The sequence below is a fragment of the Bacteroides sp. 3_1_13 genome (assembly GCF_001185845.1).
GTDB classification, from domain to species: domain Bacteria; phylum Bacteroidota; class Bacteroidia; order Bacteroidales; family Bacteroidaceae; genus Bacteroides; species Bacteroides xylanisolvens.
In genome coordinates this window covers 3251648-3268607 of sequence record NZ_KQ236955.1, presented here as the reverse complement: position 1 = coordinate 3268607, position 16960 = coordinate 3251648, and the positions used below count along the sequence as shown (strand labels likewise).

General features: G+C 41.5%; 20 protein-coding genes, 1 tRNA gene and 1 rRNA gene. 13 read left to right on the top strand and 9 right to left on the bottom strand.

Annotated elements, in window-relative coordinates; all coding sequences use genetic code 11:
• Window position 1 precedes the first annotated feature (1 nt).
• Window positions 2-75: transfer RNA gene (locus HMPREF9009_RS12215), tRNA-Ile, on the bottom strand.
• A 208-nt stretch (window positions 76-283) separates the two neighbouring features.
• A 16S ribosomal RNA gene (locus HMPREF9009_RS12210) occupies window positions 284-1812 on the bottom strand.
• Window positions 1813-3673: 1861 nt separating this feature from the next.
• Between HMPREF9009_RS12210 and HMPREF9009_RS12195 the strand changes: the two genes are divergently transcribed.
• Window positions 3674-4777 carry an AAA family ATPase gene (locus HMPREF9009_RS12195; RefSeq protein ID WP_004317316.1) on the top strand — a complete coding sequence of 368 codons (1104 nt, stop codon included), beginning with the start codon at window positions 3674-3676 and terminating at the stop codon, window positions 4775-4777.
• A 262-nt stretch (window positions 4778-5039) separates the two neighbouring features.
• Here the strand turns inward: HMPREF9009_RS12195 and HMPREF9009_RS12190 are convergent, their stop codons facing one another.
• Window positions 5040-5264 (bottom strand): winged helix-turn-helix domain-containing protein, encoded by a 225-nt coding sequence (locus HMPREF9009_RS12190; protein WP_004308997.1) that lies wholly within the window; start codon window positions 5262-5264, stop codon window positions 5040-5042.
• A 311-nt stretch (window positions 5265-5575) separates the two neighbouring features.
• Here HMPREF9009_RS12190 and HMPREF9009_RS12185 point away from each other — a divergent pair, with 311 nt between their 5' ends.
• Window positions 5576-6433, top strand: coding sequence for an AraC family transcriptional regulator (locus tag HMPREF9009_RS12185; RefSeq protein ID WP_004308996.1), 858 nt, complete (start codon window positions 5576-5578; stop codon window positions 6431-6433).
• A 217-nt stretch (window positions 6434-6650) separates the two neighbouring features.
• Here the strand turns inward: HMPREF9009_RS12185 and HMPREF9009_RS12180 are convergent, their stop codons facing one another.
• The 3 genes from HMPREF9009_RS12180 to HMPREF9009_RS12170 form a co-directional block, all read right to left on the bottom strand.
• Window positions 6651-7022, bottom strand: coding sequence for a VOC family protein (locus HMPREF9009_RS12180; protein WP_049702177.1), 372 nt, complete (start codon window positions 7020-7022; stop codon window positions 6651-6653).
• Between the two features lie 94 nt (window positions 7023-7116).
• Window positions 7117-7920, bottom strand: a complete 804-nt coding sequence (locus tag HMPREF9009_RS12175) for an AraC family transcriptional regulator (RefSeq protein ID WP_008026619.1) — start codon at window positions 7918-7920, stop codon at window positions 7117-7119.
• A gap of 171 nt (window positions 7921-8091) precedes the next feature.
• On the bottom strand, window positions 8092-8961 hold the full coding sequence (locus HMPREF9009_RS12170) for a DUF6845 domain-containing protein (RefSeq protein ID WP_008026618.1): 870 nt from the start codon (window positions 8959-8961) through the stop codon (window positions 8092-8094).
• Window positions 8962-9078: 117 nt separating this feature from the next.
• Between HMPREF9009_RS12170 and HMPREF9009_RS12165 the strand changes: the two genes are divergently transcribed.
• Together HMPREF9009_RS12165 and HMPREF9009_RS12160 are read left to right on the top strand one after the other, a co-directional pair.
• Window positions 9079-9405, top strand: coding sequence for a cupin domain-containing protein (locus tag HMPREF9009_RS12165; protein ID WP_008026616.1), 327 nt, complete (start codon window positions 9079-9081; stop codon window positions 9403-9405).
• A 752-nt stretch (window positions 9406-10157) separates the two neighbouring features.
• Entirely contained in the window at window positions 10158-10937 is a 780-nt protein-coding gene (locus tag HMPREF9009_RS12160) for a 7alpha-hydroxysteroid dehydrogenase (RefSeq protein ID WP_049702176.1), read from the top strand.
• A gap of 211 nt (window positions 10938-11148) precedes the next feature.
• On the opposite strand, the gene HMPREF9009_RS25770 is transcribed toward HMPREF9009_RS12160, so the two are convergent.
• Together HMPREF9009_RS25770 and HMPREF9009_RS26315 are read right to left on the bottom strand one after the other, a co-directional pair.
• Window positions 11149-11310, bottom strand: a complete 162-nt coding sequence (locus tag HMPREF9009_RS25770; protein ID WP_198154750.1) for a hypothetical protein — start codon at window positions 11308-11310, stop codon at window positions 11149-11151.
• Between the two features lie 591 nt (window positions 11311-11901).
• Entirely contained in the window at window positions 11902-12030 is a 129-nt protein-coding gene (locus HMPREF9009_RS26315) for a hypothetical protein (RefSeq protein WP_255353080.1), read from the bottom strand.
• Between the two features lie 67 nt (window positions 12031-12097).
• On the opposite strand from HMPREF9009_RS26315, the gene HMPREF9009_RS12150 reads away from it, so the two are divergent.
• From HMPREF9009_RS12150 to HMPREF9009_RS12120, 7 genes are all read left to right on the top strand, one after another.
• Window positions 12098-12391, top strand: coding sequence for a hypothetical protein (locus tag HMPREF9009_RS12150; RefSeq protein ID WP_004294347.1), 294 nt, complete (start codon window positions 12098-12100; stop codon window positions 12389-12391).
• A 17-nt stretch (window positions 12392-12408) separates the two neighbouring features.
• On the top strand, window positions 12409-12585 hold the full coding sequence (locus tag HMPREF9009_RS12145) for a hypothetical protein (RefSeq protein ID WP_004294348.1): 177 nt from the start codon (window positions 12409-12411) through the stop codon (window positions 12583-12585).
• A 14-nt stretch (window positions 12586-12599) separates the two neighbouring features.
• Window positions 12600-12932 carry a hypothetical protein gene (locus HMPREF9009_RS12140; RefSeq protein WP_004294349.1) on the top strand — a complete coding sequence of 111 codons (333 nt, stop codon included), beginning with the start codon at window positions 12600-12602 and terminating at the stop codon, window positions 12930-12932.
• 12 nt (window positions 12933-12944) lie between these two features.
• Window positions 12945-13241: a hypothetical protein gene (locus HMPREF9009_RS12135; RefSeq protein ID WP_004294350.1), complete on the top strand. Its 297-nt coding sequence runs from the start codon at window positions 12945-12947 to the stop codon at window positions 13239-13241.
• A gap of 4 nt (window positions 13242-13245) precedes the next feature.
• Complete coding sequence (locus HMPREF9009_RS12130) at window positions 13246-13503, top strand: hypothetical protein (protein WP_004294351.1); 258 nt, start codon at window positions 13246-13248, stop codon at window positions 13501-13503.
• Window positions 13504-13979: 476 nt separating this feature from the next.
• Window positions 13980-14267 carry an LPD11 domain-containing protein gene (locus HMPREF9009_RS12125; protein WP_004294352.1) on the top strand — a complete coding sequence of 96 codons (288 nt, stop codon included), beginning with the start codon at window positions 13980-13982 and terminating at the stop codon, window positions 14265-14267.
• Between the two features lie 71 nt (window positions 14268-14338).
• The gene (locus HMPREF9009_RS12120; RefSeq protein WP_004294353.1) at window positions 14339-14509 is read left to right on the top strand and encodes a hypothetical protein; all 171 of its coding nucleotides are present in this window, start codon (window positions 14339-14341) and stop codon (window positions 14507-14509) included.
• A gap of 179 nt (window positions 14510-14688) precedes the next feature.
• Here the strand turns inward: HMPREF9009_RS12120 and HMPREF9009_RS12115 are convergent, their stop codons facing one another.
• Window positions 14689-15051 (bottom strand): hypothetical protein, encoded by a 363-nt coding sequence (locus tag HMPREF9009_RS12115; protein ID WP_004294354.1) that lies wholly within the window; start codon window positions 15049-15051, stop codon window positions 14689-14691.
• A gap of 216 nt (window positions 15052-15267) precedes the next feature.
• Here HMPREF9009_RS12115 and HMPREF9009_RS12110 point away from each other — a divergent pair, with 216 nt between their 5' ends.
• The gene (locus HMPREF9009_RS12110) at window positions 15268-15648 is read left to right on the top strand and encodes a single-stranded DNA-binding protein (protein WP_004294355.1); all 381 of its coding nucleotides are present in this window, start codon (window positions 15268-15270) and stop codon (window positions 15646-15648) included.
• Window positions 15649-16027: 379 nt separating this feature from the next.
• Window positions 16028-16555: a hypothetical protein gene (locus tag HMPREF9009_RS12105; RefSeq protein ID WP_004294357.1), complete on the top strand. Its 528-nt coding sequence runs from the start codon at window positions 16028-16030 to the stop codon at window positions 16553-16555.
• Window positions 16556-16960 lie beyond the last annotated feature (405 nt).

The window sequence follows — 16960 nt, the reverse complement described above, 5'->3', positions numbered from 1 at the left end:
GTAGTCCCAGGCAGAGTTGAACTGCCGACCTCTACATTATCAGTGTAGCGCTCTAACCAACTGAGCTATAGGACTAGTTCAACCTTGTCTACCTTTCGTCTAGACTCGGCTTCTTTTTTCTCTTGTTTATCTCTATCTATACTTCTATAGATGGTTGATCTATATATTATAAATAAACAAGTACCAGTAGTACAAAAAACAGAACCTTTAAAGTCATTATTTTTAACGATGGCCGTTTTACATTATTCATGTAGAATTGCATCGTCTTACGACATCGCTCCAGAAAGGAGGTGTTCCAGCCGCACCTTCCGGTACGGCTACCTTGTTACGACTTAGCCCCAATTACCAGTTTTACCCTAGGACGCTCCTTGCGGTTACGTACTTCAGGTACCCCCGGCTTTCATGGCTTGACGGGCGGTGTGTACAAGGCCCGGGAACGTATTCACCGCGCCATGGCTGATGCGCGATTACTAGCGAATCCAGCTTCACGAAGTCGGGTTGCAGACTTCGATCCGAACTGAGAGAGGTTTTTGGGATTAGCATCCTGTCGCCAGGTAGCTGCCTTCTGTACCCCCCATTGTAACACGTGTGTAGCCCCGGACGTAAGGGCCGTGCTGATTTGACGTCATCCCCACCTTCCTCACATCTTACGACGGCAGTCTCTCTAGAGTCCTCAGCATGACCTGTTAGTAACTAAAGATAAGGGTTGCGCTCGTTATGGCACTTAAGCCGACACCTCACGGCACGAGCTGACGACAACCATGCAGCACCTTCACATTTGCCTTGCGGCTAACCTGTTTCCAGATTATTCAAATGCAATTTAAGCCCGGGTAAGGTTCCTCGCGTATCATCGAATTAAACCACATGTTCCTCCGCTTGTGCGGGCCCCCGTCAATTCCTTTGAGTTTCACCGTTGCCGGCGTACTCCCCAGGTGGAATACTTAATGCTTTCGCTTGGCCGCTTACTGTATATCGCAAACAGCGAGTATTCATCGTTTACTGTGTGGACTACCAGGGTATCTAATCCTGTTTGATACCCACACTTTCGAGCATCAGTGTCAGTTGCAGTCTAGTGAGCTGCCTTCGCAATCGGAGTTCTTCGTGATATCTAAGCATTTCACCGCTACACCACGAATTCCGCCCACCTCTACTGTACTCAAGACTGCCAGTTTCAACTGCAATTTTACGGTTGAGCCGCAAACTTTCACAACTGACTTAACAATCCACCTACGCTCCCTTTAAACCCAATAAATCCGGATAACGCTCGGATCCTCCGTATTACCGCGGCTGCTGGCACGGAGTTAGCCGATCCTTATTCATATGGTACATACAAAATCCCACACGTGGAATACTTTATTCCCATATAAAAGAAGTTTACAACCCATAGGGCAGTCATCCTTCACGCTACTTGGCTGGTTCAGACTCTCGTCCATTGACCAATATTCCTCACTGCTGCCTCCCGTAGGAGTTTGGACCGTGTCTCAGTTCCAATGTGGGGGACCTTCCTCTCAGAACCCCTATCCATCGTAGTCTTGGTGGGCCGTTACCCCGCCAACAAACTAATGGAACGCATCCCCATCGATAACCGAAATTCTTTAATAGTAAAACCATGCGGTTTTAATATACTATCGGATATTAATCTTTCTTTCGAAAGGCTATCCCCGAGTTATCGGCAGGTTGGATACGTGTTACTCACCCGTGCGCCGGTCGCCATCTTTAGTTTGCAAGCAAACTAAAATGCTGCCCCTCGACTTGCATGTGTTAAGCCTGTAGCTAGCGTTCATCCTGAGCCAGGATCAAACTCTTCATTGTAAAAGTATCTTTTCATCTGTTAAGATGATTTTTTGCTCTGTTCAGGACGCCGTAAATTTATTGACCTTATTCAAATACCTATCGTTTCTTCGAACATTGCTGCTCTAAAAACAAGTATTGACGGTTCTATTTTTTTTACTTGTACTACTTGTATTGTTTATCAATATTTCAAAGAACTTGCTGCTTTCGTTTCAAAAGCGGGTGCAAAGGTAAAGGCTTTATTTTTAACTACCAAACTTTTTCGGAATTTTTTTTTATTTTTTTCTTTTTACTCATTTCTCAGGCTCTCTATGCGAAAGGGAAAGAATGTATAAAAGAAAAAACAAAGGCCGTTTTCTTTGCGAATCGGACTGCAAAGATAAGAACTTTATTTATTATAATCCAAAACTTTTCGGAAGTTTTTTTGTTCTTTTCTTTAAGCGCAATCTCGCTTTTTCACTATGTCAATTCTGCAAGGCTTTCTTCTCTTGGAAAGCGGGTGCAAAAGTACACCCTTTTAGTATACAATCCAAATATATTAAACTATTTTTTCGAAGTTTTTTTGAAAGAATCTGCTAAAACACTGAAGGATAATGATGTTGTAGAACATATTTTTTTATCATGAGTGGATTGCGGGCGAAAACGGTACATATGGGACACATTATTATATCACACGCGGGCGCGTAGGCGCACGCAAGAGAGAAAAAGATGCAGAAGAAAGAAATAACAAAATTACAGTCGAATTACAGATGAGAAAAAGACAACAAGAAGAAAGAGACAAGAAGACAATATAGAAGGAAAGCAAGAAAATGAACCAAATGTAAAAAGAATACTAGGGATATACCACAAAGGGAAATTACAAAAGGAGATTATTAAAGAGGATGGATTAATTGGAATGGTTAATTGGGCATGACCAGCAGAATACAGGATATTCAGCGACGCAGCGCCACTAGAAATGATTTTTCATTTTCATTTCTCATATTCTCATAGGTTGCACAATAATCAACTGTAAATCATCAATATAACACTATGAGAAATAAAATAAAAAAGGCATTTCTCATAGTATTACCAACGTTTTATACTGAAAACAGTGCATTTCTCATAAGCTTTCAAATCATTTCTCATAGTATTTTGACTATTTATGCTATAAATTCTCAAGCTAGATCCTAAACTAAAGACCAAGTTGAATACCAGACTAGACACAGCTTTACAATATATTATCAGTGCTTATTGAAAGTATATAGAGCAGACATTCGCATATTTTCCTACCTGCATCTGCATCGTTGCACTCCAGTGAACAGGCCTGTGCACTAGAGTAGAAAGAACCGTCTACTCGAGTGCAACGATCTGTTCACTCGAGTGCAACGATACAGATAGTAGTAGGAAAAAATGGCAATGATTAAGGAAAAGCATAAGGATATAAGGTGCATGATACACAGGAAAGCAGTAAACAATAGGAAGTTGCTTAATAAACGACATAAGAAAAAGGAATAATCGTAAAGTTCGACGAGAGTCTGGGAAAAGATACAGCCATAATGCATGAGAAAGGAGTAAAATAGATAAAAGGAGTATGAGAATAAGATGAGAAACGATTTAAAACCTATGAGAAATGCATCATTTTTAAGGCTAAATGATAGAAATAGTATGAGAAATACCATTTTATATTTTATTTCTCATAGTGTTATATTGATGATTTACAGTTGATTATTGTGCAACCTATGAGAATATGAGAAATGAAAATGAAAAATCGTTTGCAGGGGGGCGCTGATATAAATGCAGGAAACTATCATACCAATGTTTTTCAAGAAAATGATAAATCGGATAAGTCCATATCATAGATTTATTTAGTACCTTTGCCGTCCTATTTATATAAAAAGAGAAAATGAGTAAAGAATACACACTCGCAGATTTCACAGATATTTTCGATTACTCCACAGGCTGGTTCAGCGACAGTAGCATTTGTAGTCTATTCTATCAGATATTCAAACGATTCCCTTCTATGAAAATGGTGAAATATAAAGTAAACCAAGATTTCCTGAAAGAAATCAAAGAACTTTATCAGCAAGACGATGCGTTCGATATATTCGAGCATATATATTGCAATCATTTTGAGAATGAAAAAGAGGAAGAGGAGGAAGAAGAAGATACATCTACAAAAGAGTTATATGATTGCATCGTTATCTGCAAGAAGAATTTAATGATTGGCTATTTTGATAATTGCATAAAAATAGCCTATTCCAATATTGATAAGGAAGAAATCGATCGTATCAATCAAATTTGCGAAAACCACAAAAAGGAGAATGAGAAACTGAACAACCTATTTATAGTAACATACGCTCATAACTACTTCAGCCTGAAACAATCGCAAATCAATAAGCCGGCCATTCAGATTGACCGCCACTATAACAATGATTTTGCTCCCGTAGCCGCTGAAATCGAAAACTTCCTATTAGAGGAGAATAAAAGCGGTTTAATCATTCTGCACGGGAAACAAGGTACGGGGAAAACAACTTATATCCGTCATCTTATCAATCTCGGAAAAAAGAGAATGATTTATATGAGCGGCGACCTGGTAGACAAACTTTCGGACCCTAGCTTTATCACTTTTATCCGCCAACAAAAGAATTCGATCTTTATCGTAGAAGATTGCGAAGAGTTATTGTCAAGCCGCAACGGAAGCAACCGCATGAATGCCGGACTAGTCAACATACTGAATATCAGCGACGGACTATTGAGTGATGAATTATGTATCAAATTTATCTGCACATTCAACGCTCCACTAAAAGATATTGACGAAGCCTTGCTTAGAAAAGGACGTCTGGCTGCCCGGTACGAATTTAAAGACCTGACAACCGACAAAGTAAACCAACTAATAAAGGAAGAAGGGCTGGATATCCCCCAACAGACACAACCTATGACACTGGCTGAAATCTATAATTACGAAGGCATGGATTTCTCTTTAGGAAGAAAGCGGGTAGGATTCTGAACAAATCCTCCAAAGTAGAACTTTTAAAGAAAAATCGACTATTATTATTGCGAAATATAAGTATCTATATTTTACCTATCAACAAGAACGATTTGATATTTTTATACGTTTATTATACGTTAAAAGAGTTGCCCTATTACGGAGCAACTCTTTTAAATATTAAACTTCTTAAGTTCAAACTTTGCATGTGATACCTTATATCGACATTTTCTTACTTACAAGTTAACGGAAATCCAAAGATACTCACTCGCAAAATCTGTAATTATCCAAAGCTAAAAGGGAAAGTGCTTTCATCAGATAAAGCAATTAATCCGTTCTTTCGCTGGATACAAATTTTGTTTTCTCTTGCCAGCCAACCGGCGGCTAATGCTGTACTTTCTACGCTTAGGTTTAATCTTCTTGCCAATTCAGGTATTGAAATTTCACCAATTTCTTTCAGGGCACACCAAACTTTTCCGGCATTGTTCCCTACAATTGTTTTATCCATGGCTATTTTTATTAATAATTTGGTTACAATATAGTCATTTTAATAATTGTTTATAACAAAACCAACTTTTTTGTTTTAGTTTTTGACATTATTTAAAACAAAGAAATCAATTTCGCGTCTAGTGATTAAAAACTTGGTAATAATTCGTACCATAACACCACTAAAAGGAACATTATATATCAAAATAAATTCTCAAAACAGGAATCGGGCAATCACAGAAAGAAAATAGGAAATTGACATTTCCGCAATATCGGACAAGTCATTTCGCTTTTTTACCAATACCTTTGCGGAGTGAAATACCAGAATAAGTTATGCAACAGAAAAAAACAACGAAAGAAGAATATCAAAAGTGCGTAAATGTTGTAGTGGAATACATCAACCAACATTTGGGAGAAGACATTGATTTAAAATCTCTGGCCAGAATTTCAAACTTTTCTCCTTTTTACTTTCACCGGATCATGAAAGCTTTTCTCGGTGAACCGATTGGTACGTTTATTGTCCGGACGCGGACAGAAGCTGCCGCACGTCTACTCCGCTACTCGGATGTTCCGATTGCCGACATAGCCTATCGGATTGGTTACTCTTCTCCTTCTTCGTTGTCGAAAGTGTTCAAGCAATTTTATGGCATTTCACCTTTAGAGTATAGAAACAATAAAAACTTTGTAATTATGAAACCAGCGATTATCAGGCCAGACCTGGAACTAAAAAGAGAGATCAGAAACGTTTCCGAACGGAATGTGATTTATATCCGTCTCACCGGCGATTACAAACTGAATGATTACGGTGGCACCTGGGGCCGTTTATTCCAATTCATCAAAGAACAACAGTTGCCGATGGGAGATTTCAGCCCGCTTTGCATCTATCACGATGATCCGAAAGTGACACCGGCAGAAAAACTGCGTACAGACGTATGTATGGTAATGCCTGTAAAAGTAGCCCCCAAAAGTGATGTCGGATTTAAGGTGATCCCGGCCGGACGTTATGCTATCTTCTTGTATAAAGGTCCGTATGACAATTTGCAAGCTGTGTATGATACGATTTACGGAAAGTGTCTGCCCGAAATGGAATGTACGCTGCGTGATGAAGCCAGCGCGGAACGTTATCTGAACAATCCATGCGACACTGCTCCCGAAGAGTTGTTGACGGAAATTTATATTCCGGTAGAATAATCGGGGCAGGCGAATGGCGGAATAAAGAGAATGAATAAAGATGTGATTTAACGTCTGACTTTAGGGGGCAATGCAAAGCCCTGATAAGTCTATCTTTTAGACGCGGATGACACGGATTTAGCAGATTTATAATCTTCTTATCCGTGTCATCTTGCGTTATCCGCATCTAAAAGCACATTATTATGCCATGACAGGCTGCCTTCCTCTCTCCTACCTGTTATTTTTCAGCATAAATGCCAATGCGGTTTCCTTCACTATCCATGAATACGGCAAACCATCCTTTGCCGTCTGCCTCGATCTTTGTTTTGGGAATGACTACTTTCCCACCTTTCAAAAGTACTTTTTCCAACGTCTGTTCTATATCCTCACAGTTGAAATGGATAAGCACTCCATGCGATGAAGGAAGAAAGTCGAAATTTGAAGCATAGGAGATAGCGCCGACAGTTTCACCTTCTTCGGTGAAACAAGCCATTTTTTCTGTTTCACATTCAAAAGTCGGAAGTTGCATACCTAACACTGTTTCGTAAAAATCGACTGCCCGATGGAAATCGGAAGCAGGAATCTCAAAAAATGCAATGAGTTTTTTCATCTCGTTTCTTTTTTATCGTTACTACTAAGCCTTTGCAAAGACACCGCAAAAGTAGGGTAACACGAGGAAGCCTGATAGGAAAAAAGGGACATCTTTAAAGTTCGGAGAAATAATCGGAATAAGGAGCGCAGACCGAAAGATACTCGGCAGGGGTATAACCGGAAAAGAGTTTGAATTCCTTTATCATGTGAGACTGATCGGAGAAGCCACATTCATAAGCTACTTGTACAAAAGGGATAGTGGCATCCTGCTGCAACATTGACAATGCCCGCTGCATACGGACAATGCGAATAAATTCTTTGGGGGTAGTGCCGACATAATCGGCAAAGATACGCCCAAACTGCTTACTACTCAAACATGCTGTTTCCGACAGATGAGCAATGTTGATTTGCGGCTGGAGGTTTATTTCATGAAACACAGCAGACATCCGCTTGAGGTTATACTCCGGAAGGGTGTATAATCGACGAAGAAAAAACTGTTCGATCAAACGAATAGAAACGGCATTATCAGAAGTGTCAGTGACCTGTTTCACCAAATCCGACAGTTCTACATCTTCCATCGCATCGGTATCTACATTTTGTCCGTGAAACAGATGGCTGGGAATATGAAACAATGCTTTGACTGCATAAGGCTGGAAAACAACAGTAATCATTTCTATCCTACCCGTCGACTGTACATCCGAGAAGCCGACCGATTGTCCGGAAATGAAGGATTGAGGTTGTAGTTCCGACCCGCCCGACAAAAGGAGTTGTTTCCCTTTATGAAATACCAGTTGCATACAGCCAATAGGCAGAGTCCGTTCGGAAACCGGAGTCACTGAATCGTCTTGCAATATCCAGTAATGCCGTATATATGGAGCAAGCGCCAAACAGGGTTTTATGAGTTGAAATGATTGCATAGAGCAAAGATATTATTTCTTAATTCAAATGCAAAAGTAAAGTTCCTGTTTAAAGAGGTATAGTAAAAAAAGGACTTTTTATAAAAAGACGGCAAACCTTTTCTTAATAAAAAAACATCCTCTGTTTGAAAGAGCATGATTGTAGCTCACATTCAAACAGAGGAAGATTCTTTAGATAACGGAAAGTCCGTATTCGTAGGCCTCCGATATCGCATTATAGTCCTCGTCGGAATAGCTACCTTTATCTCTGGCTTTCTGCATATCTTTCATAAATGATTCTACGGAAGTCAGGAAGCTATAATAATTCTCCTGTTCTTCATCATAACCTGTGACAGCAGGAAGTTTCTTTGCAGCTTCGAGTTCTTTCTTCAGTTCGGCCATCTTCATATCAATACGCATACCATCCAGCGCATGTTTGCGTGAATAGAGATTCATGATGCTTTGCACGGTGCCGGACATCTTACGCATGGCCATGATTTGATCTTTCAACGGTTCATCGGCAAGCAGTTCTTTTTCAGCTTGTTCTGTCAGAGGGCTTAGAATATCAAAGATCACTTGTTTATATTCCGACATTTCTACACTAAGCCGATAGTTCTCGTCGAGGAGCTTGCCGATCTTTGCAGTCTCTTTTGCCTGCTTGTAAGAGAGGAATTTATTAAAATTATCATAGAATTGCGTCCTTGCACTGAAAAGTCCTCGATAACTCTGCTTCAGATTCTGACGGACTTCTATATTAAAATAATCTCCCGGATCCATCAATTCCGCTGTATCTCTGGCAGATACTTCAGGTGGTGCAATCGGAGATACTTCAGGAACTTTTCCTGTCTGTTCCATATATCCCAAAACTGCATTTATGTCTTTCGCATTGGCTACATGCCTCAACACGATGAGCGATGTATGATAATAGTTTATCACTTTACTGGCATTGTCCAACTCCTCCGGAGCGGCAGAGGACGCAGCCTGTTTCTTGTTTCCTCCCGAACAAGAAACCAACAAAAGAGCACCTACAAGTGCTCCGAAAAATAAAATGTTCTTCTTCATAATGGTTCGTTTATTAAGTCTTTCGTACTATAACAATAAAAATCGTTTTTTGTTATAGACAAACAATGCATATTCGAGAAGTGTTCTACATGGTAGTAACTTAAAAATAAAACAGATATGGAACAATCATTTCAAAAAGGAGCTGTGCTCCATCTGGCTTCTCTCATCGAATATGCGGAAGGCGGCGTTATCAGCAAACAGTTAATCAAGAGTCCGGCAGGAAATATCACATTATTTTCTTTCGACAAAGGTGAAGGATTGAGCGAACATCGTGCTCCGTTTGATGCGCTCGTGCAGGTATTGGAGGGGGTAGCCGATATCACTCTAAACGGAACTCTATTCACTGTAAAGGCAGGAGAAAGTATTGTATTTCCGGCTAATGCACCGCATGCTCTTGTAGCAGTGGAGAAATTTAAGATGCTGCTAACGATGATTAAGGAATAAGCAATCAGCGTGTATAAAAACAAAAAATGGCTACTCATCACGAGCAACCAATCTTTTGTTAACCTTAAATCTAATACTTATGAAAAAAACACAGTACAAAGGTACCATATTTCAGATAAATAGCAAATTTCAGAGTCCAAACTGACGATATTATAACAGGGTTTAATACTCCGCGGAGCGTATTAACATTTCAGACTTCACACGTTAACATTTAACATATTCATTCACATAAGTTGCTTCCCGGATAAGTAAGAATAGAAAAAGGGCCAATCATGGAAACTAGATTGTTTTTTCGTAACTTTGAGCTATGATAATCAGTGCCAGCCGCCGGACAGATATTCCGAGGTAGATTGTTGGATAAGCAATATTCGTTGTTTTAGTCTTCCTGATCCGCACCTGACTTACAGGCATAAAAAAAGGCTATCTATCCCAGACAGCCAATCTTTTGTTAACCTTAAATCTAATACTATGAAAAACACAGTACAAAGATACGGACTTTTCGGTTATCTCCAAATTTTCGGCCCAATGCAGCGTATCTTATAACATGGTTTAATAGAATCTGAACCGTATTAACAAATAAGCGGTTAAGCATTAACATTTAACAGTTTTCTTAAATAATCAGGGCATAAAACCGGAGGAGATGCAAATGTTTTCCAATCGGACACCTTATCTTATTAAAGAGCGTTTATGAGGTCTAACAAATTCCTCTGCCAGCTGTTTCTAATAGAAGGTAACCATCAAATTCACAATATATGAACAGATTCGAAAATAAAGTAGTTGTCATCACCGGTGCTGCCGGTGGTATCGGCGAAGCAACCACACGCCGCATTGTCTCCGAAGGGGGCAAAGTAGTCATCGCTGACCATTCTGAAAAAAAGGCGGAACAGCTTGCCAACGAACTTACTCATGCAGGGGCCGACGTGCGCCATGTCTATTTCTCCGCCACCGAACTCCAGAGTTGCAAAGAGCTGATTGATTTTTCTATGAATGAATATCAACGAATAGATGTACTGATTAATAATGTAGGAGGAACCGATCCCAAACGTGACCTTAACATCGAGAAGCTGGATATCAATTACTTTGACGAGGCATTCCACCTGAATCTCTGCTGCACTATGTACCTTTCTCAACAGGTCATCCCTATCATGACTACCAATGGCGGCGGAAACATTGTCAACGTAGCTTCCATAAGCGGACTTACTGCTGATGCTAACGGTACATTATATGGTGCCAGCAAAGCGGGCGTCATCAACCTGACGAAATACATCGCTACCCAAATGGGAAAGAAAAATATCCGCTGCAATGCCGTAGCCCCGGGATTGGTACTTACCCCCGCGGCATTGGATAACCTGAATGAAGATGTACGCAACATCTTTCTCGGCCAATGTGCCACTCCTTATTTAGGAGAACCGGAAGACGTCGCAGCTACCATCGCTTTTCTGGCTTCGAACGATGCAAGGTACATCACCGGACAAACAATCGTCGTAGATGGTGGCCTGACTGCTCATAATCCGACAGTAGCGTTATCATAGAACATAACTTTAATACAATGAATAAAATGACAATAATGGGAATATGGCTTCTTTCGCTATTTATCAATAGCGGATGCAACCGGGAATTAGTAGAATAGACAGTAATGATCTTAAAATATCTATCGAAAAGGGGGAAGAGTGGATGCATGATTTTCCATTGTTTCTGGGTTTCACAATGACTTTACCCATGCATTCATTTCGTTAATAGCTTCTAGTGAAGACGGAAGCTCCTGCTTAGTCTGCAAAGCATCAGGACGAAGATCGACGCGCACATACCCCCAGCCGTCTTCGTCGATTTGCAGATAGCCACACTTCCTGTACTCTTCCAGGCAACTGTCAGAGCATCCTCCGTAAAAGTCACATTGAAGTTCATCTTCCGACGTTTTTTTATTGGCAATAAATTTAATTCCTCAAAAATACTACATGTAATAGTCTGAAAATCAAATTATTGAAAATTTTATGATTTTAATTGAGGAACAAATAAGAAACAAAATTGCTAATTAAAGTCATTTCCCGATTTTTTGTTTTCACTCTGTTTCTTTCCTTGCACTTGCTTATAATCGGGACTTCTTGAACAGCTTCCTTCCAGAATTTTTTTCCTCGTTCGACAGTTACATTTGAGCTTCCAAGAGCCATTGCAGCCAAAAGAAAAACAAGTCTTCTTTAGTTCATACAAAGGTAAGGAAAAACTTATAGGCAGGCAAATTTGTCTGCCTAAATATAGTTTACTTTGATTTAGCATATATATAGGCTAACGGACTAAACTAAACCTTCTCCCAGACTTCATTAAAATACTCCGTTCCCTATTGTACAGCACAAAGAGAAAACATTCTACGGTATATTTTTCTTTTCGCTGCACCCCCTTTTTATAAGCCATCAACCTTTTATACGAGTTCTTCCCTTCCCTGTGTTCGCACATCCGCTTTCGGGCTGCCTGATATGAATTGTGTCGCAAAGGTACTTGTCATGTCTTTCTTGTATGCAAGGTCAAAGCCTGACGGTTCACGACAAAATCTCCACCCTCCGCTTCGCGCGGGTAGTATTTAATCGTGAAACCTTGCATAAAGAGCCATGACACCTTTCGAGGCGACATAATTAAATCAAACCCGAAAGTAGCAGATGCTACAAGAGGGAAAAAAGAAAACTTAAAATTCAGAGTTATGGCAAACTATGCAACAAACATTTTCCACGCAAGTACGGAAAACAAACAGGACCTCGATAAGATAGAGGCATTTCTGGACGATAATTTCAACGGCCTTGTCAACCGGTATGGCGACACGGTAGATGCCGAATTTTCTTCCCGTTGGGAATACCCGGAAAAAGAAATTGATGAACTGGTAGCCTCTTTGGCAGCCAAAGACAAAATCTATATCCGCATACTGACATACGAGTTAGAGGACGAATACGTGAGCTTTCGGATATTCTCGCAAGGCAAATGGAACATCAAACTGTAACCTAAAACACATTCACTATGTACGAATACGAAGAAGACAGCGATATTATCGGCTTATCCTGCACGCTACACGATCCATATAAAGGTTACACGGAAGGCACAATTGTGGGCGACTATGGCAATACCATAGTTGTCTGCCTTGAAAGCGGCAAGGAAATTTCAGAATACCGTGATGAAGTGGTTATCCATGATTAAACGATAGCAAACGTATGATACAGATAGCAACAAAATTCGTCAAATGGGACATTCCCGAACTGGAGATATTACAGGACAGCAAGGTTTACAAATTGCGGGTACACCTGAATAACGGAGGCAAGTTAAACCGGGAAGAAAAAAACTGGATTACCCGTAACGTGCGAGAGAGCATTTATTTCAAACGTGGAATTGCCTTGAGCGGTTATCACTTTGACTTTTCCGACGTTCTCAAACGGTATTTCGTCAAACAGTACGGAAGTATTCACGAGTATTATGCTACTGACAAAACAGCATTACGCTCGATACTATATGGCAGAATCGAGGATATTGTAGAAGTAAACAGTTAAAAAACAAGGATAATGGGAAAATACAAATTTTATCAAGACCGTAAGGTTACAAGTTGGGAACGGGATTATTTCAGTGTGAAAGCAAATAGTTACGAAGAAGCCGAGGCAATCGTCCGCTCATGGAACTGTGAGGACGTGTCGAACATCATTGACAACCGTCTTTGCTATGAAGAGTGGCAAGCATTGACCGATACATCGGAATTCATGCTCCCCGAAGAAAACGACGGCAACCCGACAATAGAGATTTTCAATCAAGACGGAGAATCAATAATGACTAATGTACCCGAAACACCTCAATCAAACCAATAGAACTATGAATGTAACAATCGAACACGTCTTTTGCCGCTATAGCGATGAAGCGGAAGAAATCTATTTCCGAATCATGAACACGATTCTTCTTTCAGTCGATGAAACCGAACTTCGTGCAAGTATGGAACGCTTGAAGAACGAAACCCCGCTCGATGAGTATTTCATATTCGGATACGGAGCACACCATATCTGGATAAACCAACGGCGACCGAGCAATAAAAACAGAATTTTCAAACATCGGATTATGGTAGCCCATTTCTGACGGGAACAGGCAAGAGACCTCCGATGTACTTTTACGGGCTGAACTGGAACTGCCAGTTGCAGCCCGTTTCTTTTCTCACGATAAACATGCTGGCTCAATACCTTTTTTTATCCTCACAATCAAAATTCTTATACAGCCTGGAATATCCATTTATATTTTTCTTTTCGCTGCAACCCTTTTATATAAACTATCGGACCTTTTGCAAGAGACCTTCTCTTCCCTGTATTCGCACATCGCTTTCGGGCTGCCTGATATGAATTGTGTCGCAAAGGTACTTGTCATGTCTTTCTTGTATGCAAGGTCAAGCCTGACGGTTCACGACAAAATCTCCACCCTCCGCTTCGCACGGGTAGTATTTAATCGTAAAACCTTGCATAAAGAGCCATGACACCTTTCGAGGCGACATAATTAAATCAGGCCCGAAAGTAGTTGGTGCTACAAGAGGGAAAAAAAGAAAACTTAAAATTTTATAGATTATGGCAAACGATGTAACAAATTCAAATGGAAGAGTAACGGTAGACGAAGTAATACACAGAGATTCAGTTTTCAGATACCAGTTATTAGGACGCTTACAGTCAGATTGTGAGTATTACCTTAATTACGGTAACAGACACCCCAAATCCTTATGGGCTGGTGACGAAAAATTGCAAATTGAGTTTATGATAAAACTGCATGATAGTTTCAAAGAGGACGAAAAACCGGAGTGGCTTACGATGGATAAAATTTTGGAATACAGCAAGAGAATGATAACACAAGAAGAATAAAATTATCACAAAGAAACAGATTAAAAATGTAATATTATGGCATGGTTGGCAGTAAATAAAGACGGAACAGAATGGATTATGCCCGAAAAGCCCGTTGTGGGCATTGGGAGTATTTGGAAGAAGTGTACAACATACCAATCGAGATAGAACTCCCCAAAGGGACTGTTTACAAACTTCTCGGCAAAGAACTGACATGGGATGACGAGCCGGTAGAATTACAGACCGAAACAGAAAAAAGGTAAATACAGTAACGGGCTGTAGTATCAGTTTCAGCCCGTTTACACCGGCTAAGACAGATATGCCGGTGCGATACCCTCTTTTATTTTCGAACATACGCTCATACCGTTTCCTTCGGAAATACCCCTTTATACCTTCTGGCTACGCCATATCCTTTTATATCGAACGTTCACTCGCACGAACGCTACCTCGCCGCTTTACACACAAGGCAGCGTCCTGCCTTTTTCCCTTTGCCGTTTCTCCATTCCTTCGACCGGGAACAGGCAGGACAGCCCCACACTGATACACCGTACACGCCGATTGTCGGCTCTCCATCCGTTGAAATCCACCGCAAAAGCAGCCCTATGGGTTGGTCGGACGGCATACCCGCTTGTGCCGTTTCCATCTTGCCAGTGAACGGCATGTTTCCTATCCCTGGTATTCTTCCCGGCTTCATGCCGGAATAAGCCGTCCCTTGTGTTGTCAGGCGGACAAGTCCTTTCGAACCAAAATCCGCCACGATCTGTCTTGCCTCGTCTTTTTCGCGACCGTTTTCTATCGAAGTCATCATCATTATTCCGTTGCAAAGTTAGTATGCAGACGGGAACGGCCATGCGGCCTTGACCAATGGCGTACCGCATAAATCTTCCTTTATCGGGCCTTCGGTTTGGGGCTGCGCTCCAAAATAAAGAGTATTTATGCGCTATCCTTGGTGCATCCCCTTGACTGCACCTACTTTTTCCGCACCGTAAAAATGATTTATTAACTTCAAAAAACAATCGCAATGAAAAAGATCGAGAACAGTTTCGTAGTAACCGGATTCGTAGCAAAGGACGCTGAAATCCGCCAGTTCACCAACACCAGTGTAGCACGTTTCCCATTGGCAATCAGCCGTCAGGAGAAGAACGGCGATGAAACCAGCCGCATATCAGCTCTAATGAGCATGGAAGCATGGCGCAAAAAAGAGAATGCCGGTTCGTTCGACCAACTGACCAAAGGTACGCTCCTGACCGTGGAGGGCTATTTCAAACCCGAAGAGTGGTCCGACAAGGACGGCGTAAAGCACAGCCGTATCGTGATGGTCACCACCAAGTTCTATCCGGCCGTCGAAAAGGAGGAAACTCCCGCCGAGCCGGAAAAGAAACCGGGAAAAGGCAAGAAATAACCTCTGCCTTATCCGGACAAAGCGGCTTGGAAGCCGCTTTTGTTTTGCTCGTTACCGTTCCGGAACGTCCCCACTTTTATACTCCTTCATACTCCACACGAAGAGTCCGCCGTCGTCCATTGATTTTCCCGTGCAAAGTTAAGGCGGTCGGGAATCGGCAAGGCGCGGATTCATTTGTGGTTAACAACCATCAACTCGCAAGCTCGTCAATACTTGTTCAACACAAATGAAACCGTCCACGGGACTATCCGCTTCCTCCTTGCCTTATTTCCCTTCTGTCCGCCTTGTGGTCCGCACGTAAAATCAAATTCCGCCGGACGAGGGAAACCCTCCGAAGGCAGGGATAAAAAATGAAAGTCAAACTTAAAATTCAAAGCGTATGAAACAGATAATTTGGTCAAGCTATGACCTGTTGGACGAAAAGGCAAAAGAATACTATCAAAATTCCCAGAGGGAAATATTGGACGATGACAGTTACGAGGTCAGCGACGAAGAATGGGCTGAAGAAGTATATCGCTGGTTGGATGATGAACGGAGCAACCTAAATAAAGAAGTGGACGGCATTATTGTCGTGTTCGGCAACTTGGGATTATGGAAAGGCCGGAGACAAGGCTATCAAATATTGGGCAGCACCATTGCCGATATTTTGAAATCCCAGTGCGACGATGCAGAATGGTACGGCGACGGCTACAACATTCGCGGACGGATGGGCCATCATGACGGTACGAACTACGCCTTATATCGTATCGCCAAAGACCGTGACGAAGCGGAACGTATCGCCGATAAGATTTACAACCGTGAAATCGACGAAGAAGGTTTCCGCCGGAGAACACGTTCCCTCTATCCGTATGTAGCCGCCGTGTACGGCTGGAAAACAAGGCAGCGCAAGCCGGACAAAGCAGCATAAAATGCTGTCCACAAATACCGCAATGCACCCGCCAGAGGTGGTTGCGGTATCCTTTATCGAATGGCCGAACGCAGAACCGTCACCTTTTATAATCAGCCCTATTCCTTTTTTATAATCACTCACGGAGCAATATCCACCCTTTATACCGACCCCGGTCTTTCGCATATCTCCCGTCTTTTCTTCTTTCCATCACCGGTTTGGTTTTACCAGATGCAAAGGTAGGCCGTCGCACTTGATCCGGTGGCTTGAAGTGCATTTCTTGCAAAATTCTTCCTTACAGGGGTAAGAGTAATTTGGCAAGAAAAGCCACCGTATGAAGTTTTCCCGACAGCCATGTACCGCATCCGTAAAACCCAAAAGCGGTTCAGGAAGAAAGAGCCGACAAGAGGGGAAATAAGTATTAAC